Genomic DNA, 19756 nt, shown 5'->3' with positions numbered 1-19756 from the left:
TGTGCGGGCGGGTGGGGGCATCGGCGGCTATCCATAGGTGTTGATGTGGGCGTTGCTCATCAACAGCCAGTTGCCAGCGGCCCCGCCCCGGAGCGTGATGACAAAGCGCACCCGCTCGGCCAGCTCAACGTTGTTGAGCGCGACGCCGTGGTCCCAGATAGTGCTGTCGTTGTAGTGCACAAGTGAGACTCGCGACCATTCGTGGTGTTTGAGTGTCACCGGTGTGAACTGCACGTAGGCGGTGTTGAAGCTGTACCGGCCGAGGACGGTGCCCGAGCTATCCAGATACTCCGCGCAGATCCCCGTCGCCGTGATGTTTGTGTTGGGCTGACGCTGTGTGGGAAGGTCGCCGAAACACAGATCGACGCAGAGACCGGCGACCGCTTTGGCCCCGTTGAGGGGAGCCGTGACCGAGAGCGTGGCGAGGTTGTGGGGGCCGGCGACGCTGTACAGGCAGAGCATCCCGTCAACGCCGGTCTGGTTCTCGACATTGTCGATCGTATTGCCGTACATGTTGCCGTTGCTGAACTCCCACGCTCCCGGGGTGTAAATACCCGAGTGCAGTTTGTTGTGCTTGGGAGTTAGTCCGAGCATTGGGATATGTTCGTTATCGACGTGAAATTTGGGGTCTGAGATATTCACCCGCATCCCGCCACCCGAGATCGCGGTGACCTCGGTGAAGAGCATAAAGGATTCCACAATGTTGAGGGTGGCCCAGGCGTCGCCCTCGGCCAGATAGTTAATCGGGTAGTGCGCCTTCTCGGCGCGGTTGTTCAGCAGGAAAAATGATTGTGAGATGGAGACCAGACTTTTGGCCTCAAGCTTCATATACGGATATGGCTGCGGCTGCGACGCGGTTGCCGACACCGGATAGCCGTAGTGGGCTGAACGGTTAAATTCTGCGGTGGGGGTCTCAAAGTGGCACCCGGTGAAGTCGATGAGAGACATATCACCGGCTCGCAAGAGCTGGGCCGTCCAGTCGAATGAGCAGTTAATAAATTTGAAGGTTTGATCGGCCTCCATATCAATCGTGTAGTTGCCGTAGGTCATGGAGGCAAAGTCGCACGTGTCAAAGTAGATGCGCTCCCCCCGGTCGTCGAAGCGCTCGCCGGCCACGGGCACATCCCGACTCCGGTCCCGCGGCAGGTAGACGGCCGTGCGATTGAACATGAAGGCGCAGTCACGGAAACCCATCATGTAGGTAAACGAGCCGATGCACGCCGCCACTCCGAATCCGCGGAAGGTCATATTCGAGAGGGTGAAGTTTGAATTCTTGCGCCGCCCGTCGGCGTAGGTGAGGTCGCCCCAATTGGTGTGGAGGTTGTCATCCACCTGGCCCGCGATGAAGAGGCCGTTGCACGCTTTCGTGCGATTCTGGTCCCGCTCAGGGGCGAGGAATTCGATCCCGGAGTGCACGACTGTCCGGTTCGAGATGGGCGGGTTTCCGAAGAAGAACGGTGCCGTCGAGAGCACCCGGACAGCGTAGGTTCGCGAGTCGAACCGCTCAAACGTGTCGAGGGGCTGATCGCCGGGCAGCGTGAGATCGCAGTAGACGGTTGCGTTTTCGCCCAGCAGGTGTGCCCGGTACGGGTCCCAGGTGAGCTGTTGCGTGATGCGGTAGGTGCCGTGCGGGAAGTGCACGGTTCGGGTCTCGCCGGTGGGTACGTCGAGAGCCCGTTGGATGGCCGCGGTATCGTCCGTGACCCCATCGCCGCGCGCGCCGTAAGAGGTCACGCTGTGCACGGGGAGTGCGGTTCCGGCCAGGGTCGAGGTTGAGTTGTGGGGGATACCGTCCCAGACTCCTGTGTTCATATCTCCGTCGAAGTGTGGCCCCGTATAGTTACCCTCCGGCACGAGGCACACCGATCTCACCTCGATCCAGTCTCCGGGTTGTGCCCCGCTCGCGAGGAGCCCCGTCCCCTGGTCGCTCCCCGCAGCCTGCGAGAGTCGGTACTCGTGCCAGGTCGATGCGGGCCGGGATGGGCGTGCAGGCGCGTTTCCGGTCAGCACGGGTGTGATATTCACGGCGGGTTCCTGGTCGCTGCGGGTGGTGCCACCGCGGGCGAGCACGATCAGTGTGTACTCGTGGCCCGTGACGGTGGGCGCGTCCGTGAGTTCGAGCCGGGCCGCGGTTCCGTCGGGGTGGGCGCTCGTGAAGTCGAAGCGGACGGTTTTGCCGCCCTCAACCACCGTGCGCGAGGAGACGAGCGGTACCGAGACGGAGCTATTGCCGACGCTGTGCGCCTCCGCAGCGACGCCGAGAGGGTGGCCCGCTGCGTTGACGGTGTCAAACTGGGGGTTTGTCGCGAGATTTTGTGTCATGGTATTCCTTACTGCCGTGCCTGTTGTGACATATGAGAGCGCAGACGTGTCTGCGTCTGAGACAGTAAGAGATGCCACCGACACCGCTAGGGGACGGTGCCCCGGGGGTCACCGGTGCTCCCCCGGGGCGGCGTGTCGGTTACGTCCGTGCCCCGGAGCGGCTGCGAAATGCCATCGTTGTGGCTGCTGTTGCGGGAGCTGCCCGCTGCCATGACGGAGTGCAGGGGAATGAAAAAGGCCTGCGCACTGGAGACTGATGCTTCCTCCGGCACGCAGGCCAGTAGCTGTTTCTCTCCGGGGGGTGAGGGGCACAGCTACGGTGTCGATCCCTAACTCGACATCCATGAGACTACGTGGAGCGTGCGCATATTCCGGGAGAATACGATTCACGGGGGTCGAATTAACCCCATAAATAACCCCATACACAAAGATTTAAATATCGTTATTCTTTTTATGAAATAAATAGATAAAGATATTCCCGTAAATGGATAAAACTATTCGCGCACCGCGGCGGCGTACTCGCGTCCGGCTGCCCACACGCGGACCGGTTGGAAGGAGTCGTCCAGCAGCAGGATATCCGCCGCGTACCCCGTGGCGACCCGCCCGTAGCGGTCACCCAGTCCGAGGGCGCGCGCCGGGACGTTGGTGAGGGCGTTGACCGCCAGGTGCACGGGTACCCCGGCCCGGCGCACCGTCTGGTGCAGTGCCCGGTCAAGCGTGAGGGTGGAGCCGGCGATGTTGCCGCCCTCGGTGAGGCGGGCCACGCCCTCCGTCACGGTTACCTCGAGTGCGCCGAGCCGGTAGTCCCCGTCCGGGTTGCCGGTCGCGGCCATCGCGTCGCTGACCAGGGCCACCCGGTCGGGGGCCTGGGCGAAGAGCAGCCCAATGATTTCGGGGCGCACGTGTACGCCGTCGGCAATCACCTCCAGGATCACGCTCTCACGGTCCAGGGCAGCCACGACGGGCCCGGGCGCGCGGTGGTGGATGCCGTTCATTCCGTTAAACGCGTGGGTGAGGATGCTCGCCCCCGCCTCGCACGCGGCGGCAGTTGTCTCGTAGTCCGCATCGCTGTGCCCCACGGCCACGGCCACCCCACGAGCCACGAGCTGCCGGATGGCCTCCCGCGCGCCGGGTAGTTCCGGGGCCAGCGTCACCTGGCGCAGCTGGCCTGCGGCCGCCTCGAGCAGCAGGTCGATGGCCTCCGGGGTGGGGGTGATCAGCGAGTTTTCGTCGTGTGCCCCCTTGTGGCTGTGGCTGAGGAAGGGTCCCTCCAGGTGGATGCCGAGTACCAGCTCGTCGGCGGATGCGCGGCTCGCGGCCTCCCGGGTCGCGGCGAGCATCTCCGCCAGGGGGTTGGTCACGAGCGAGAGGAGGCTGCGCGTGGTGCCGTGCGAGCGGTGCAGGGCGAGGGCTGGGCCGTACCCGCCCGGTCCGTCGTCAAAGTTGTGCCCGGCCGCCCCGTGGCAGTGGATATCGATGAAGCCCGGCGTGAGCAGGGCGTTTCCCGCGTCGATCACGGTGCCCGCGTCCGCTGCGGTCTCGGAGGATCGCCAGCTGTCACCGCTGCCCCTGGCGGTGATGGTGTCGCCCGTGAAGGCGACCCAGGCATCCGGCACAACCCCCTCGGGGGTTACGCGGCGGGCCGAATGGATCACGGTGGTAGTCGAGGCCATACGTGCCAGCCTACCTGTCGCGTGCCGCCCCGGCCGAGGCTGTCACCGGAAAAATGGTGGGGGTGGCGAAGCCCGCCGCGCGGAAGGCGGCGCGTACCTCGCGGGTCACCTGGCCGGTGCGGGTGCCGGGTACGAGCGCGATTGCCGCCCCACCAAAACCGCCCCCCGTCATCCGGGCACCGAGGGCACCGGCGGCGCGGCTCGCCTCGACGGCGAGGTCGAGTTCGGGTACCGAGATCTCATAATCGTCACGCATGGATCGGTGCGAGGCGTCCAGTAGCGGACCGATGGCCGCGGCCCCCCGCTCGCGCACCGTCTGCACGGTGTCGAGTACCCGCTGGTTCTCGGTGATGACGTGCCGCACGCGGCGGAACGTCTCCTGGTCGAGGGCCGCCTCGGCCCGTGGCAGGTCGTCGGGACCCAGGTCGCGCAGGCTGGGCACGCCGAGGGTTAGGCAGGCCTGTTCGCAGGCCGCGCGGCGTGAGGCGTAGCCGCCGGTTGCGTGTGAGTGGCTCACGGTGGTGTCGATCACGAGGAGCTCCAGCCCGGCGGCGGCGAGGCCGAGCGGGATGAGCGTCGCGTCGAGTGAACGGCAGTCGAGGAAAACCCCGTGGTCCGCCACCCCCAGCAGGGAGGCCGACTGGTCCATGATCCCGGTCGGTGCTCCCACCGCCACGTTTTCGGCCCGCTGCCCCACGGCCGCAAGCTCGGGTCGGCTAAGTCCCAGCCCCCACAGCTCGTTGATGGCCACGGCCGTCGCGCACTCGATTGCCGCGGAGGAGGAGAGTCCGGCCCCCACGGGAACGGTGCTTTCCAGGTGGATGTCCACCCCCGGCAGCGTCGTCAGGTCGGCCCCGCGCTCGCTCAACGCCCAGAGCACGCCGAGCGGGTAGGCCGACCATCCGCTCGCCGTCGCGGCGGTGAGCTGTGCACGTGGGACCTCGGCGGCGGGGATGGTGGCTGGCCCCTCGGGGCTGTTCCCCGTACCATCCGTACCACTCAGTCCGGTTGTCACCCGCACGATGCCGTCGGAGCGTAGCCCCACCGCCGCCCAGGTGCGCAGGTTGATGGCGCACGGAAAGACGAAGCCGAGGTTGTAGTCGGTGTGCTCCCCGATCAGGTTGACGCGGCCGGGGGCCGACCAGACTCCGTCGGGCGCACGTCCGGTGAGTTGCTCAAATGTGCGAGCAGTGGAGTCGGCGGTCGCGGTGCGGTCGTCGCCCGGTGGGGTACTGGTGTTCATTGTGGGCTTCCGGGTGAGGTGGGTGGGATATCGGTGTGTTCGGCATCCGCGCGGGCCAGCGCCGCCCGCAGGGTGTCCGCAGCTGTCTCGGGGGGAACGTCGCCGATCCAGGCGCCCATGGCGGCCTCCGAACCGGCCAAAAATTTGAATCGCTCGGCCGCCCGCCGGGGCGAGGTGATCTGTAATGTGAGTCGGATGTCGTCCCGGTGCTCGTGCACGGGGGCCTGGTGCCACGCGGAAATGTAGGGGGTGGGCGTGTCGTAGACGGCATCCACGGCCCGCAGTAGGCGCAGGTACGTGATGGCCAGCTCGTCGCGTTCGGCGAGCGTGGTCGCGGCCAGGTCGGGGAGGTGTCGGTGCGGCATCAGGTGGATTTCGAGGGGCCAGCGCGCCGCAAACGGTACGAAGGCGCTCCAGTGCTCGCCGCGGAGGATCATCCGCGGACCGGCCTGCTCGCTCGCGAGAAGGTCGGCGGCCAGCCCGGGGCCGTACTCCCGCACCGAGCCGATCAGCTGCCGGGTGCGCGGCGTGATGTAGGGGTAGGCGTAGATCTGGCCGTGCGGGTGGTGCAGGGTCACCCCGATGGCCTCGCCCCGATTCTCGAACGGGAACACCTGCCGCACGCCGGGTAGTGCGGAGAGGGCTGCGGTGCGGTCGGCCCAGGCCTCGATGACGGTGCGCGCCCGCACGGGGCTGAGTTCGGCGAAGGACCCGGCGGTCTCGGGGCTGAAACACACGACCTCGCACCGGCCCTCGGCTGGCCGGGTGCGTTCGAGCCCCACGGATGCGGACTCGGTGGGGTCACCGCCGCGCGCGTCCCCCGTCGCCGGCCCAAACGAGGGCGAGCGGTTTTCGAACACAACCACATCGTAGGCGTCGGGTACCTCGGAGGGGTTGGTGGGGGAGGCCGGGGCGAGTGGGTCCCGGTCGGCGGGCGGCAGAAACGCGCGGTTCTGCCGGGCCGCGGCAATCGACACCCACTCGCCGGTGAGCGCGTCACGGCGCATGGTGGCCGTGTCGGGCCGGGGGTCGAGTATCCGGGTATCGGCGGCCCGTTCGACCGGCAGGGTGCTGCCGATATCGTCGAAGTAGATCAGTTCTCGGCCGTCGGCCATGGTGTGGCCGTGGCGGCGTATCCGCGCCTCCCTGACGGTGGGGGTGTCGGAGGTGGCGGGGCGGGGATGCTCGTCTGCGGCGGGTGGGGTGGTCATAACGCCTCTGTGTTGTGTGTTGTCTGCTCTGTGTTGTGTGCTCAGCGGTGTGTGCTCGGTGTGTCTGGCTGGTGTGTTCGATATGCGCGCGGGATCGGTGAGTTGCCGCGGAAACCCGCCCGTGTTCCCCGGGGAACCTGACACCAAAATACTGCTTTCGTCTTGAGTTAAGTAAAGAACAAGGAAAATAAAGTATGGAGAGTGAAGACCCCCGCCGCCGACCTGCCCGCGCCCGCCGCGCCCTCGTCGCCACCGGGCTACCGCTCCTCGCCGCCGAGTAGCTATCGTGGGGGGATGAGTGCTGCACCCACCGGAGAACAGTTTGAGCTAACCGCCCGCCACGATGGTGTGGAGTGGCGGGCCGTCGTCACGGAGCGCGCCGCCGGTCTGCGCATCCTGACCGCCGACGGCATTGACCTGGTTGAGCCGTTCCCCGCCGAGCAGATGCCACCCTTCGCCGCGGGTATCGTGCTCGTGCCGTGGCCCAACCGCGTGCGCGACGGCGTGTGGCACCTCCACGGTGCAGCGCAGCAGCTGGACCTCACCGAGGTGTCGCGCGGCAACGCCATCCACGGCCTCCTGCGCAACGCACCCTACCGGGTGGTAGACCGGTCGGCCGCCTCGCTCACGCTCGGTGCCCCGCTCTACCCGCAGCACGGCTACCCGTTCCGCCTCGACACCCGGGTCACCTACGAGCTGGTCGGCGACGGGATACGTGTGACCCACGCCATCCAGAACCTGTCGGATGCCCCGGCCCCGGTGGCCCTCGGTGCCCACCCCTTCCTCAGGATCGGTGGCGTGCCCACGGGTGAACTCACCCTCACGGTCAACGCACACACGGTCTATACGACCGACAGCCGGATGAACGTGACCGGCAGTCGCCCCGTCGAGGGGAGCGACCGCGACCTGCGCGGCGGTGTGCGGGTGTCTGCTCTCGCCGAGGCGGTGGGGGAGTCGGGTGCCCTGGGTATTGATGCCGGGTTTGGCGGTCTGGAGCAGAGAGACGGCGTCACCGAGCACACCCTGACCGCGCCCGACGGGCGTCGGCTGACGGTGTGGGGCGACCAGAATATCCGCTGTGTGCAGGTCTTTACCACGCGCGCATTTGGCACCGATACGGTGACGGATGTCGCGGTGGCGATTGAGCCGATGACGGCCCCGGGCGGTGCGCTGGCCAGCGGCGAGAACCTGGAGTGGGTGCTGCCGGGGGCCGAGTGGGTTGTGACGTGGGGGATCCGGTTTGCGTCGTCGGCGGTTTGGGGCGGCATAGAACACGCGCCTGAGCTCTCCGAGAACTCGTGACCATTGCAACCAATGAAGTGCTGATGGTTCAGCGCGCCAACTTTTTTCTGCAAAAGGTGTACAAAAATACCTGGTCAATGCCTAAATATCGAAAAAACGGGAGCGGGGTTGCGCTCGCGGTTCAGAGTGAGACGCGTTCTTGCTTTACGTACATCAAAATATCAGGTACGGTTTGCAGGTTCCTTGTTGGCCTTGTTGAAAGTGAGACATTCTGTGCGCAAGAAGCTAACCACAGCAGCCGCTGCGATCTGCCTTGGAGTCGGGTTGAGTGCTGTTATCGCTGCACCTGCCCAAGCTGCACCCGTTAGCACGGGAGTGGTAAATACTAAATGGGAAGATTGCCCCATAGATAAATACTGTGTCTGGACGGACGCAAATTATGTCACAAATTTTGTATCTCTAGCGGTTGGGGTGGGGTCCCATGACGGACCTCACCGTAACAGTGTTTCTTCTCTCTTTAACTTTCGAAACGCAAGCGTTTACTTTTATAAAGGAGCAAATTATAGTGGTGAGGTAAAAATTGTTCCGCCGCCAACCACTGCCAATCATAAAAACTGGGCAAATCTGTGGGGAACCGGCTGGAACGATATTATTAGAAGCTCAAAGCCTAGCAAATAAAAATATTTCAGACGGCCTCTTCGTGTACGTCGGGGCCGTCTGTTACGATAAGCAGTGAGAATAAAAATGAATTTAACTTCCCCCCAATGTCGTGCGTATAAATCTCTCGCAATAACCATAATAGTAGCTTTTGTGGTGATGGGATGCTCGGCGGAAAATAGTGAAACCTCTATCCAGAAAATAGATTTTCCAGCCTTAAGTGAACTTCCCGAAGCAGCTGCACAAATCGATGCAGAGTCGATGCAGATATTTTTTCCAATTGACCAATATGGAATGTCGTTAGAGGATGAACGTACAGTAGATAGAGCAAATAGAACTGTCCTTGACGCGTGTATGAAGAAAAAAGGGTTGAGTGATCCTTATCTCGAGGCGGCAAAATCGGATAGTGCATCGATGCCTAGTTGGCGTTATGGTTACTGGAACGCTGATTACGTCGCTCAATATGGCCCAGAGGGAAACACGCCTGCGCCAATTGAGATCGAAGATGAACAGGTTTCAGCGGAATTAATGAAATGTCAGTTCTCCGTTGATTCAATAGAAATTCTTGATTCGAAGACGTTTCAGAGCGACGAAGAATCCCCTAATGCTCTGTTGGAAGGTAGTAGCGCATCCTATGAGAAAACTCTCAACTCCACTGAAGCTAAAGAGATTATAGAGATCTGGCAAAAATGTGTCGTTGACAAAGGATATCAGCTTGACCCAAGCGCGCATGACGGATTACAGATTCTCAACGATGAATCTCTCTCAGACGAAGCTCTTCGTAAATCATTTGCCACGGCGGCTGAATGCTCGGATCGAAATTTAACTGTGCAAAAATTATCCAATATCGAAGCGCGATATCAAGCATATTTTATCGAAGAAAATCAAGCGATTTTTAACGAACTGCAAGAAACTGCCAAAGAGCGAGTAGCTGCGGCACAAAAAATCTTGCTTGAGGGATAGTGGGACTAGCAAGCAGTGATTTTTGTAAATGGTAGAGGAATAATGTGTCTGATCTGATCAGTGAGGACCAGGATGATGAGCCAAACCTTAGCAGACTAAGATATCCGAAGCGTATTGTACTTTTCCTTATCGTTGTCTTTTTGCTTATGGGGAGTGCGTTTGGAGCTGGTCTGTTTTTTCAGTCACCAAATAATATTGCTTTAGAATCTTCGGATACTGTGCTTGAAGTAACTGCAAAAGTGGAAGAGCGTGTAGTCTCTGCAGGATCAACCGTGACGGGGACTATACAAACTGGTAATGTTCAAATTATTAATGTTACGGAGGTTCCCGCAAGCGCTTCATCGGTTGATGCAAGCGATGATATTGCTACCCAGGAAAAAGTTGACACTTCAGAGATTGAATCTTCATCTAGTCAAAATTCCAGTCGATCCGTTGTTTCGTTACAGACAATAAGTATTGGAGATCAAGTTGGCTATGGTACTTTGTTGGGAGAAGTTTCTGGACGGCCGCTTATCGCTGTTCCAGATAGTATTCCTTTGTATCGAAATATCTCGATGGAGTCACAAGGGAATGACGTTCAAGGAATACAGAAAATGCTTATTAGCATGGGGTATTTGGGCGTGAAGGAAACTGGCCGATTTGACTGGGGTACTTTTGACGCTATGCGACGTCTTTACGCGGCGTCAGGTTACACTTTACCCTACATTTCAGACGGAATTCAGGGAGTCTCTCTTAATGAACTTGTACCAGTTGTTTCAGCGGAGGCAACTGTTCTACAGGCTGCCAGAGTCGGAACAATCTTGACATCCGAAGTTCCGCTTGCAAAATTGCAAACGAGCCCCGACATTATTGTTGGCCGTGTCTCTACCGCGCAAATAGATTCCTATGTTGTTGGTGATCGCGTAAATCTATTGTTTGGTGCCAACGCACCACTTGAATCAACTGTCACATCAATCGGACCATATAAATCTGAATCAGATGGGGTATCTGCCGGATATGACGTTGCAATTCAACTTCCGAAACTAGATGAACCTTTTGATAGATCTATACCTATATCTATCTCTTCGATAACGGAAGAAATTGCGGGCCCGGCTATTCCGCTAGTCGCAATTCACCAAGATAATAGTGGAAGTTATGTGGAGCTTCCAAATACTAATGATGATTCTTCCTCGAGAAATCGTGTTTATGTTGTCGTTCTGAAACAAAATAAAGGGTGGGCGTCTATTGAAGAAAATAAAGATCTGCCCGTAGGCGCTAATATAGTGGTCTCGGGGTAGTTTGGAATGGGTCGAAGTTCTAAAAATCCAATAATTTCTCTTCGAGGTGTTGAGAAAACCTACACGGATTCTGTTCGTACAACGGTTCTAAGATCTATCAATTTTGATATATTTCCTGGTGAGTTTGTTGCTATTGTCGGACCTTCTGGGTCAGGAAAGTCAACGCTTCTGAATATTCTCGGCCTTCTGAGTAGATATAGTGGAGGAAAGTACTTTCTTGACGGAAAAGAAGTTTCTCAATATAGTGAGTCGGAGTTGAATCGTGTCCGTCGAGAAATTTTTGGTTTTGTCTTTCAGTCGTCATATATCATTCCGGAAGATAGTGCCGCGGGGAATATAGCTCTCGGTCTGAGGATTCGGAGGGATCCGCCCGCTGAGCAATTCAGTGCGGTTCGTTCTGTTCTTAACCGGTTTGGTCTTTCGCACAGAGCAAACGTGCTGGGTAAGACGCTTTCTGGCGGAGAGAGGCAAAGGGTTGCCTTAGCAAGGGCTATAGCTCCAGGCCCATTAGTCTTGCTAGCAGATGAACCAACTGGGTCTCTTGACTCTGAGAATAGTCGTATTATTCTTGAACATTTAAAAAAGCTCAGCTTGTCTGGCGTTACTGTTGTTGTAATTACTCATGATCCAACGATTGCGGCTTCGGCTGACAGGTCGATTAAAATCGTCGATGGGATAGTTGGTGATGTAGAAGATTGTATTGAATGGGAATCGAATATCAATGGATTGCTTCCCTTTAAAGAAAAAATACATAATTCACTTCCTAATCGTGTCTCCTTATTCTTTCGTGGTTTCTGGGGTGAGTTTATTGATGCAATCTCTAATCATTCGAGTAAGCCTGCTAGGTCGTTGCTGCTTTTGATTGCTTTTTTACTAGGGGCGGGCGGTCTTGTCGCTTCAGTAGGAATAAGTGAGAGTGCGGCCTCGCAAGTTTCCGAGAGGTTGACGGCAGCTGCTTTGGACGAGATTACATATAGTTGGCGAGGAATTTCGAATACTGATCCTCGTTACGATCCTGATTCCGATGAGAGCGGTGTTCATCGAATTCTTCGGCTGCCTGGAGTTGTCGGTGTCGGCCTCCAAATTCGAGCCGGTGCGGGCGGTAATCATGTTAGCTTGCTGCCATGGGGGTCGGTCTCTGGCCAGGAAGGTGAATTGGGAAATATTAGCATTGTCAATTCAGGATTTTTTGCGATAAACAACATGATAGTTATTCCAAATAACGCACCAATTTTGCTCGACTCTGGCTGGGAGGGAAACAGTGCCGTCCTGGGTCAGAAGATTGCGGAAGATCTTGGAATTTCTGAAGCTGGACCTGATCGAGCTATTTGGATTAATGGTCAAAGTGTTTCGATTGTTGGGATTGTGAAAGGAAAAGCAGGGATGGCCGATATGGATAATTCTATTCTATTGTCTCGTTCTATGCTCGATCATGTAAACAATTATGCAGATTCTAGGTTTATTGTCCGTACCGTACCGGGCTACCCTGCCCCGGTTGCTGAAGCAATTCCCTACGTTCTGAGTCCCGACAATACGGGAATAATTTCTGTGCAGACAGTTGCTGACCTTCGATATTTACAACGTGGTGTGGCGTCGGATTTGGGCGCGTTTATCGCGACAATATCCTGGGTTCTTCTGGCTCTCGTTACTATGAGTGCCGCAACAGCTATGTATTTGTCGGTTCAATCACGCTCTGCTGAGATTGCTCTCAGGCGCGCACTGGGTGCTAGCCGCGCATCCGTGTGGAGGCTTTTTATGTCAGAGGGTTTGGCCATTGGGCTAGCCGGTGGTGTTGCGGGTGGAGCAGTTGGAGTGGTTGCGGTGGTTGCGGTGTGTGCCAGCCAAGGTTGGTCAATCGTTCTTAACCCCCTATCTATCCTTCTCGGGGTGGGGGCGGGTCTTGTTACTGGTGCGCTCTCGGCGACCTACCCGGCTTTCATCGCGGCTATTTGTGATCCTGCAGATGGCATTCGGGGAGGCTAGGCGCGGAAGAAGCCTCGCTGCCTCCGGGGCTCACGCCCGCGGCAACACACACGCACCGCTCACCCGTCCCACGTCCAGTATGGCCGGGTACACTCATCTGGGCGGTGCGCACGGTTGTGCCCGTCCCGCTCGCCGGTCACGCCCCCGTACGAGCCCGCGCCCTGGCCGCTTTCGCGAGCCGTTTCTCAGCAATAAGGACACATCCCGTCATGACCGAGCCCCAGGCATCCGATCTCTTCAGCCCGCAGGACATCGAGACCGCCCTGCGTGTGCTCGGCAGCCTGCACCTGCTTGACCGTGAACACCCCGATTTCATCGCCGTGCGCCAGGCTACCGGCAAGATGTTTAAGGAGGCCAAGAACCACAAGCGCCGCCTCAAGCGCGATGCCGAGGCGGCCGCCGACCGCGCCGTCATCCAGGCCACCGCAACGGGCGCGGCCGACCGCATCGACGATGAGACCCGCGGCCTCGACCTGGCCCCCAGCGTCGAGGCCCCCCTCGCCGGGGAACTCATCACACCGCGCGCCTGCTACATCTGCAAAAACCGGTACACCCTGGTGGACGCCTTCTACCACCAGCTGTGCCCCGAGTGCGCCGCGTTCAGTCACAGCAAACGTCACGCCCACGCCGACCTCACGGGGAAGCGCGCGCTGCTCACGGGAGGCCGGGCCAAGATCGGGATGCACATCGCGTTGCGCCTGCTGCGTGACGGAGCGCACACCACGATTACCACGCGCTTTCCCCGGGATGCGGTGCGTCGCTTCGCGCAGCTGCCAGACTCCGCCGAGTGGCTGCACCGCTTCAAGGTGGTCGGTATCGACCTGCGCGACCCGGCCCAGGTGATGAGCCTGGCCGACGCGGTGGCGGCCGATGGCCCCCTCGATATCCTGATCAATAACGCCGCCCAGACGGTGAAGCGGTCACCGCGCTCCTACGCCCCCCTCGCCGAGGCCGAACTGGAGCCGCTGCCCGCCGGTCCGTTGCCCGAGCTCGTCACCTTCGGGCACACCAACGACCCGCACCCGCAGGCTCTCGCCGCCTCGGTCGCCGCGCAGCCGCTGCTCGCCGCGACCGCCCCCGGGGCCAACCGAATTACCGCGGATTCGCTCGCCACTCTCGCGATGGCGGCCGGGTCCTCCTCCCTGGAGAAACTGGCCGACGGCACCGCGATTGACGCCGGTGGTCTCCTCCCCGACCACCACCACGCCAACAGCTGGACGCACAACGTGGAACACGTTGATCCGCTCGAAATGCTTGAAGTGCAGCTGTGCAACACCACGGCCCCGTTCATCCTGATTAGCCGGTTGCGCTCCTCGCTGGCGGCCTCGGATGCTCGCCGCACGTACGTGGTCAATGTGTCGGCCATGGAGGGCCAGTTTGCCCGCCGCTATAAGGGGTCGGGGCATCCGCACACCAATATGGCGAAGGCCGCCATGAATATGCTCACGCGCACGAGCGCCGAGGAGATGCTGAGCGACGGCATCCTGATGACGAGCGTCGATACCGGCTGGATCACCGATGAGCGCCCTCACCCCACCAAGGTGCGCCTGGCCGAAGAGGGCTTCCACGCCCCGCTTGACCTGGTGGATGGTGCTGCCCGCGTCTACGACCCCATCGTGCAGGGCGAGGAGGGTGTTGACCTCTACGGCGTTTTCCTCAAGGACTACAAACCCGCCGCCTGGTAACCACACCCAGCCGCACGGCTACAGCGCGCCCGAGGCCTTGAGCGCCAGGTAGCGCCGGGCCAGGGCGGGCGGCAACTCCTGGGGGGTCGCGCTCAGCGGGATCGCCCCGCATAGCCGGATCGCGGCGTCAACTCGCCGCCGGTCGGCCAGTGCCTGCTCGGCCGCCGCCGCGCGGTAGGTTTCGTCCCGGTCGGTACGGGCCGCGGCCGCCTCGAGGAGCAGCGGGTCGGTCACCCCGGCGACCACGACCGTGTGCTTCGTCGTGAGCTGCGGCAGCATTGCGAGCAGCGGCCGTGCCGTGCCGGGGGAGTCTGCGGTGGTCAGGAGCACCACGAGTGAGCGCTGGGTGGTGACGTTTCGGACGAGCCCGGGCAGGGCGGCCCAGTCGGTTTCGATGAGTTCGGGGGTGACGGGGGCCAGCGCATCCACCATGCGGGAGAGTTGGGTGGCCCCGCCCGTGCCGCGCACCCGGGCGCGGGTGCGCTGGTCATGCACCACGCAGTCCACGCGGTCACCGGCGGAGTGGGCGAGGGCGGTCAGGAGCAGCGCCGCCTCAAACGAGGTGTCGATGCGTGGCTCGTTGTCGATTCGGGCGGCGGAGGTGCGCCCCGAGTCCACGAGGATGATCACGCGCCGGTCCCGCTCCGGCCGCCAGGTGCGCACGACAACATCCCCGCGTCGGGCGGTGGCCCGCCAGTCAATCGAGCGCACATCGTCGCCGCGCACATACTCACGCAGGGAGTCGAACTCGGTTCCCGCACCCCGCAGCATCGTGTGGGTTCGGCCGTCCATCTCTGTGAGCTGCGCGATGAGCGAGGGTAGGTGCCGCCGCGAGTGGAAGGGTGGGATCACACGGATGGTTCCCGGTACGGCGTGTGTGGCCTGGCGCGCCCACAACCGGAGCGGACCAAACGCCCGCACGGTGACGTGGGGGCTCGTCCGTTCGCCCCGCCGAAACGGCGTGAGGGTCACGGCGATGACGCGGCGTTCGTGAGGGGGTACCCGTATCCGCTGGCGGCTGGGGACGGCCCGAGCGGAGGGCTCCCAGCCGTCGCGGACCATCCCGCGCAGGCCGCGCGCGGAGGGGTTCCCCAGGACCAGCTCGCTGCGGGCGCTCTGACCGAGGCGAATCTTGGCGATGGGGCGACGTTCCACGGTCATCCGGCGTGCCGGGGCGGCGAGAAACAGGTCGAGGATGCCCAGCAGCAGACACAGCGCCAGCCAGACTCCCAGCGCACCGTACACGGCACCATCACCGGCATCCCCCAGCACCACGCTGGTGCCCACGAGGGGCACCACCCCGAGGAGAACGAGGAGCACAAACCACCCAGAAACGGCCACGATTAGACCGGAACGCGAACCTGCTGAAGAACCGAGCGCAGGATGCTGTCGGCGCTGACCCCCTCCAGCTCGGCCTCGGGTTGCAGTTGGATGCGGTGGCGCAGCACGGGCAGCGCCATCGCCTGCACATGGTCGGGGGTCACCGCGGTAAAGCCGCTCAGCCACGCCCAGGCCTGTGCGGCGGCGAGCAGTGCCGTGGTGCCGCGCGGGCTCACGCCGAGTTTCACGGAGGGGGCGTAGCGGGTGCCGCGGGCGACATCCACGATGTAGCCGAGTACCTCGGGTTGCACGACCACACGGCGTACCTCCTGCTGTGCGGCCGCGAGTGTTTCGGCGGTGAGCACGGGGGTGAGTCCGGCGGCGGTGAGGTCGCGGGGGTTGAAGCCCTGCGAGTGCCGGTGTAGCACCTCGATCTCTACGTCGCGGGGTGGCAGGTCGAGGACCAGTTTGAGGAGGAAGCGGTCGAGCTGTGCCTCGGGCAGCGTGTAGGTGCCCTCGTGTTCGATGGGGTTTTGTGTGGCGGCCACCATAAACGGTGTGGGCAGGGCGCGGGTCACGCCGTCCGCGCTCACCTGCCGCTCCTCCATCGCCTCCAGCAGGGCCGACTGCGTTTTGGGTGGTGTTCGGTTGATCTCGTCGGCGAGCAGGATGTTGGTAAACACCGGGCCCTCCCGAAACTCAAATTCTCCGGCGGTCGCGTCGTAGATGAGCGAACCGGTTACATCGCCCGGCATCAGGTCGGGAGTGAATTGCACCCGCTTGGTGTCGAGCGAGAGCGAGTGGGCGAGCGCGCGCACGAGCAGGGTTTTGGCCACCCCGGGCACGCCCTCTAGCAGTACGTGGCCGCGGGCGAGCAGCGCGATAATCAGGCCCGTTACCGCACCCTCCTGGCCCACGACCGCTTTATCAACCTCGACGCGCACGGCGTTGAGCGCTCGGCGCAGTGAGTCAGTCGGGTGGGGACCGGGGATGGTCGCGTCGGGAGTCGTGGTCATGTGGGGTTCTCTTCCTGCTGGCGGGGATGGTCGTGGGGAGGGCTGGCTCCGTGGATGCGGGCCCGGGCGTCGGTCTCCAGGGTGTTCAGGGTCTGTCCCAGTCGGGTGAGTCCCGCGCTGGTGACGGGGTCGTTGCCGATGAGCAGCGCGTGCACCTCGGCGATCGGCCAACCGGTGAGGCCTGCGACAACCGGGATCACGGTGGCGGCGGTATCCGTCACCCCCAGAAGCCGGGACAGCCGGTGCACAGTGCCGTTGCGGAGGATCTGGGCGGCGTGTTCGCTCGCCAGGTTGGTGGCGTACAGTCGCGCGCGGCCCTCGGTGGTCTCGCCGGCCTTGACGGTCACGGGCAGATTTTCGATGGTGAGCGGGCCGAGTCGGCGGCCACGCCAGACGGCCGCGGTGAGCGCGGTGAGGCCCAGGAGCAGCATCACGGGTGGCACCCAGCCGGGGAGGAGCTCGGTGGTGGTCGGCGGGGTGCCCTGGGCGATATCCGCCACCCCCGCGGTGTACCACACGAGCGTGCTGTGCCCGCCGAGCACTCCCAGCGCGAGGGCTGCATTGCCCTCCCGAGTGATGGTGCTGTTGCGTAGCACATCGCTGATGCCGAGCAGGGTGAGTGGATGCTCGCCCCCGATCACGGCAATCGCGTCGTTCCCCTCGCTGTCGGCGAAGCAGCCCACCCAACCCTCGATGGGTTCGAGTGGTGTGTAGCTGGTGCCCCTCCCGGTGATGGTGTCGGCCCGGGCGGCGGCCGGTAGGTCGCAGTCGGCCGATAGCGTGAGGGCGTCCTCGTTGGAGGATCCCGCCACGGGCCCGAGCGCGACGGGTAGGTCGAGGTGGCTGAGGGTGCCAAATGTGGGCTGGATAAAAACGGTTTCTGCGCCGAGCCGGAGCAGCCGGTCGAGTTGATCGGAGTTCAGTACACCCCCGGTATCATTCACCACCACGGTGCTGTCCTCCTCGGCCAGGGCGGTAGCCTCGTCGAGGCTGGTGGCCACGCGCACGTCAACCCCCTGTTGTCGCAGTACCTCCGCAAGGGCCTGCGACCCTGCCGGATAGGGACTTTCCGGGTTGAGATCACCCTCCGTGGTGGTGGCCTGGCCGTTGCGAAGAAAGAGGATGACCGCCCCGATCAGCACGACGGCCAGCAGAATCAGCCACATGCGGGCCTGCCGGAGGCGCGCGCCCAGGCGGGGGGTGAGTACGGTATCGGTCGGTGTGGCGACGGGGTCAGCGGTCACGGCGGCTGCGTTCACTATTCCTCCCTCGCAACGAGCGGGGGAGGAACGGCACCGGCCGTCACTCGGGCTCCCCGGAGTCGGGTATCAAGTTCGGTGACCTGCGCGTAGTGGTCGGGGGTGAGGGTCTCATTAAGGTAGCGGGCCGCGTCGAAGGCGCGCGCAGCGACGCGCAGAGCTTCGCGTTCGCGTGTGACGCTGTGGGCGGCCTCGGTGGCCAGGGTTTGGGCGGTCATTCCGGGCAGCACGGTCACGATCACGCGGTCGTCAAGGCTGCGGGCAATGGCGCGGTAGCACTCCACCACCGCGAGGTTCCAGTCGGCGGCGCGGGCGGCCTCGGCGGCGGCGGCTCGAAGCTCGGCAGCACTGCGCGTCTCTGCCTCGCCGAACAGGGCGCGGTTCTCCCCCGCCTGACGGTGGCGTAGCCGGGGCAGCCCAAAGATGAGGAGGGCGGCTGTGATGAGGGCCACCAGGACCCCCACCACGACAACCTGGCCCCAGGCGCCCCAGCTGCCGCCACCGTTCAGCTGACTAAAGAGCGACAACACCCACTCCCACACCCGCTCGGAGAGGAGATCAAACCAGTTGGGCTGGGCCGAGGTGTAGGCAGGTTGGGCGAGCTCGCGTTCCAGAAGCTGCCGCGCCTCGTCGGCGTCGGGGTCGAGGGGGATACCACTCAGCAGGGTGGCGCTGGCTGCTCTCATTGGGGTCCGAAGCTGGTTGGCCGAGGCAGGAAGGGGTTGTCGAGGGGGCTCGCATCGGTGTCAGACGCGTGGTACTCGGTGTAGCGCACGAGGTCCACATCGAGGCCCTTGGCGCGTATCCGCCGATCAATATAGATCAGGCTGTAGCAGGCCGAGGTGGCCACAGTGGTGATCGCCGACAGGATGAGGTTGAGGACTAATGAGGCGATGTAGTAGATAATAAGCGCCGTCATCGCCTGCGTGCCGCTGGGGTCGGCCATCGAGAACGCGCTGAAGAGCTGGTACACCAGACCGAGGGGCACCGTGATGATCGAGGCCGCCGTCGTGATGATGACAGAGAACAAAACGATCACGCCAAATGTGCGCCAGAACGCGCCGGATGTGAGCCGCCAGGAGCGGGTGATAGCCACCCCCAGCGAGGCCTTTTCGAGCACAATTGTGGCGGGAACGATGGCCAACTTGGTGCTGACCCAGGCATACACAACCCCGGCCCCCAGAAGAAGCGCGATGGTGAGGAGCACGGCGACCACTCCCCAACCGAATCCCGCGTTGCCATCCACGGCGGCCACGATCAGCAGGATGGTGGGGCTCAGTGCCACCCCAACACTCAGAAGCGTTGCCACGCTTGTGAGCAGCGACCACAGCAGGAGCGTGCCAAACCGGGGCGCGACCAACTGCCAGAGCTGGCGGAAGGTGCGCTTGCGGCCGATTGTGGCCTGGGCGACCTCCGCCGAGATAATCCCCTGCATGAGGCTCGCGGTCACGAGTTGGATGGCCGCTTGGAGGAGTACCACGGCGATCCCGGTGGCGATCCCGCCCGCCAGGATGGCCTCCTGGTCACTCGACATCGCTGACATGTATCGATTCACGAAGTACCAGAGGAGCAAACCCATAATGGTGCTCGATAGCAGCGCGATGCCGGTCTGCAGGAGGAGCGCTGCGCCGAGGGTGGGCCGAGGATTGCGGCGGAACACCTGAAACGGCACCCCGATCAGGGTGCCAAATCCCAGCGGTCGCAGGGGGATCAGGCCAGGCTGAGGGGCAGGTGACCATCCGGGTACCTGAGGGTAGCCGGGTTGGCCATAGCCGGGTTGGCCATAGCTAGGTTGGCCGTATCCGGGCCCCTGTCCGGAACTGTCCGGGGCCGTCCACTCGCGATTATTATCCACCCCTCCATGGTGTCACAGGGGGCCCTCCGGTGCAGACATTCGGGCTGCAC

Annotated in this window: 15 protein-coding genes; 6 read left to right on the top strand and 9 right to left on the bottom strand. The window is 62.2% G+C overall.

What is annotated here, in order from left to right; all coding sequences use genetic code 11:
- Window positions 1–27: 27 nt before the first annotated feature.
- The 4 genes from FB466_RS02340 to galT all read right to left on the bottom strand — a co-directional run bounded on the left by FB466_RS02340 (window position 28) and on the right by galT (window position 6353).
- The gene (locus tag FB466_RS02340; protein ID WP_211344741.1) at window positions 28–2322 is read right to left on the bottom strand and encodes a glycosyl hydrolase family 28-related protein; all 2295 of its coding nucleotides are present in this window, start codon (window positions 2320–2322) and stop codon (window positions 28–30) included.
- A gap of 494 nt (window positions 2323–2816) precedes the next feature.
- A complete protein-coding gene (gene nagA / locus FB466_RS02335) occupies window positions 2817–3995 on the bottom strand; it encodes an N-acetylglucosamine-6-phosphate deacetylase (protein ID WP_141915522.1) in 1179 nt (392 codons plus the stop codon).
- A 10-nt stretch (window positions 3996–4005) separates the two neighbouring features.
- Entirely contained in the window at window positions 4006–5238 is a 1233-nt protein-coding gene (gene galK, locus FB466_RS02330) for a galactokinase (protein WP_141915520.1), read from the bottom strand.
- Window positions 5235–6353, bottom strand: a complete 1119-nt coding sequence (gene galT, locus FB466_RS02325) for a galactose-1-phosphate uridylyltransferase (protein WP_141916774.1) — start codon at window positions 6351–6353, stop codon at window positions 5235–5237. The genes galK and galT overlap by 4 nt, the downstream gene beginning before the upstream one ends.
- 297 nt (window positions 6354–6650) lie before the next feature.
- Here galT and FB466_RS02320 point away from each other — a divergent pair, with 297 nt between their 5' ends.
- The 6 genes from FB466_RS02320 to FB466_RS02295 all read left to right on the top strand — a co-directional run bounded on the left by FB466_RS02320 (window position 6651) and on the right by FB466_RS02295 (window position 14256).
- Window positions 6651–7751, top strand: coding sequence for an aldose 1-epimerase family protein (locus FB466_RS02320; RefSeq protein WP_246054497.1), 1101 nt, complete (start codon window positions 6651–6653; stop codon window positions 7749–7751).
- 126 nt (window positions 7752–7877) lie between these two features.
- Window positions 7878–8369 (top strand): peptidase inhibitor family I36 protein, encoded by a 492-nt coding sequence (locus tag FB466_RS13975; protein WP_425460885.1) that lies wholly within the window; start codon window positions 7878–7880, stop codon window positions 8367–8369.
- Between the two features lie 66 nt (window positions 8370–8435).
- Window positions 8436–9311 (top strand): hypothetical protein, encoded by an 876-nt coding sequence (locus FB466_RS02310; RefSeq protein ID WP_141915518.1) that lies wholly within the window; start codon window positions 8436–8438, stop codon window positions 9309–9311.
- 44 nt (window positions 9312–9355) lie between these two features.
- Window positions 9356–10588, top strand: coding sequence for a peptidoglycan-binding domain-containing protein (locus FB466_RS02305; RefSeq protein ID WP_141915517.1), 1233 nt, complete (start codon window positions 9356–9358; stop codon window positions 10586–10588).
- Between the two features lie 6 nt (window positions 10589–10594).
- Window positions 10595–12571: an ABC transporter ATP-binding protein/permease gene (locus tag FB466_RS02300; protein WP_141915516.1), complete on the top strand. Its 1977-nt coding sequence runs from the start codon at window positions 10595–10597 to the stop codon at window positions 12569–12571.
- Between the two features lie 209 nt (window positions 12572–12780).
- The gene (locus FB466_RS02295) at window positions 12781–14256 is read left to right on the top strand and encodes an SDR family NAD(P)-dependent oxidoreductase (protein WP_141915515.1); all 1476 of its coding nucleotides are present in this window, start codon (window positions 12781–12783) and stop codon (window positions 14254–14256) included.
- Between the two features lie 18 nt (window positions 14257–14274).
- Here the strand turns inward: FB466_RS02295 and FB466_RS02290 are convergent, their stop codons facing one another.
- From FB466_RS02290 to FB466_RS02270, 5 genes are read right to left on the bottom strand one after another with little or no spacing between them, the layout of a single operon-like run.
- On the bottom strand, window positions 14275–15597 hold the full coding sequence (locus tag FB466_RS02290; RefSeq protein ID WP_141915513.1) for a DUF58 domain-containing protein: 1323 nt from the start codon (window positions 15595–15597) through the stop codon (window positions 14275–14277).
- Between the two features lie 2 nt (window positions 15598–15599).
- Entirely contained in the window at window positions 15600–16592 is a 993-nt protein-coding gene (locus FB466_RS02285) for an AAA family ATPase (protein WP_141915512.1), read from the bottom strand.
- Window positions 16589–17851, bottom strand: a complete 1263-nt coding sequence (locus FB466_RS02280; RefSeq protein ID WP_141915510.1) for a DUF4350 domain-containing protein — start codon at window positions 17849–17851, stop codon at window positions 16589–16591. Before FB466_RS02280 ends, FB466_RS02285 begins: the two co-directional genes overlap by 4 nt.
- Window positions 17851–18537 (bottom strand): DUF4129 domain-containing protein, encoded by a 687-nt coding sequence (locus FB466_RS02275; protein ID WP_141915508.1) that lies wholly within the window; start codon window positions 18535–18537, stop codon window positions 17851–17853. The genes FB466_RS02280 and FB466_RS02275 overlap by 1 nt, the downstream gene beginning before the upstream one ends.
- A complete protein-coding gene (locus FB466_RS02270) occupies window positions 18534–19706 on the bottom strand; it encodes a hypothetical protein (protein WP_141915507.1) in 1173 nt (390 codons plus the stop codon). The genes FB466_RS02275 and FB466_RS02270 overlap by 4 nt, the downstream gene beginning before the upstream one ends.
- Between the last annotated feature and the right edge of the window lie 50 nt (window positions 19707–19756).

The organism is Klugiella xanthotipulae (assembly GCF_006716695.1).
GTDB lineage: Bacteria > Actinomycetota > Actinomycetes > Actinomycetales > Microbacteriaceae > Klugiella > Klugiella xanthotipulae.
The sequence above is the reverse complement of the archived record's forward strand: the minus strand, read 5'-3'. Positions and strand labels throughout refer to the sequence as shown.

What these genes read in the sequence shown, in the direction of transcription:
- FB466_RS02340 (WP_211344741.1), bottom strand. Translation starts at nt 2,322, where the DNA reads ATGACACAAAATCTCGCGACAAACCCCCAGTTTGACACCGTCAACGCA.
- FB466_RS02295 (WP_141915515.1), top strand. Translation starts at nt 12,781, where the DNA reads ATGACCGAGCCCCAGGCATCCGATCTCTTCAGCCCGCAGGACATCGAG.
- galT (WP_141916774.1), bottom strand. Translation starts at nt 6,353, where the DNA reads ATGGCCGACGGCCGAGAACTGATCTACTTCGACGATATCGGCAGCACC.
- FB466_RS02300 (WP_141915516.1), top strand. Translation starts at nt 10,595, where the DNA reads ATGGGTCGAAGTTCTAAAAATCCAATAATTTCTCTTCGAGGTGTTGAG.
- galK (WP_141915520.1), bottom strand. Translation starts at nt 5,238, where the DNA reads ATGAACACCAGTACCCCACCGGGCGACGACCGCACCGCGACCGCCGAC.
- nagA (WP_141915522.1), bottom strand. Translation starts at nt 3,995, where the DNA reads ATGGCCTCGACTACCACCGTGATCCATTCGGCCCGCCGCGTAACCCCC.
- FB466_RS02275 (WP_141915508.1), bottom strand. Translation starts at nt 18,537, where the DNA reads ATGAGAGCAGCCAGCGCCACCCTGCTGAGTGGTATCCCCCTCGACCCC.
- FB466_RS02285 (WP_141915512.1), bottom strand. Translation starts at nt 16,592, where the DNA reads ATGACCACGACTCCCGACGCGACCATCCCCGGTCCCCACCCGACTGAC.
- FB466_RS02310 (WP_141915518.1), top strand. Translation starts at nt 8,436, where the DNA reads ATGAATTTAACTTCCCCCCAATGTCGTGCGTATAAATCTCTCGCAATA.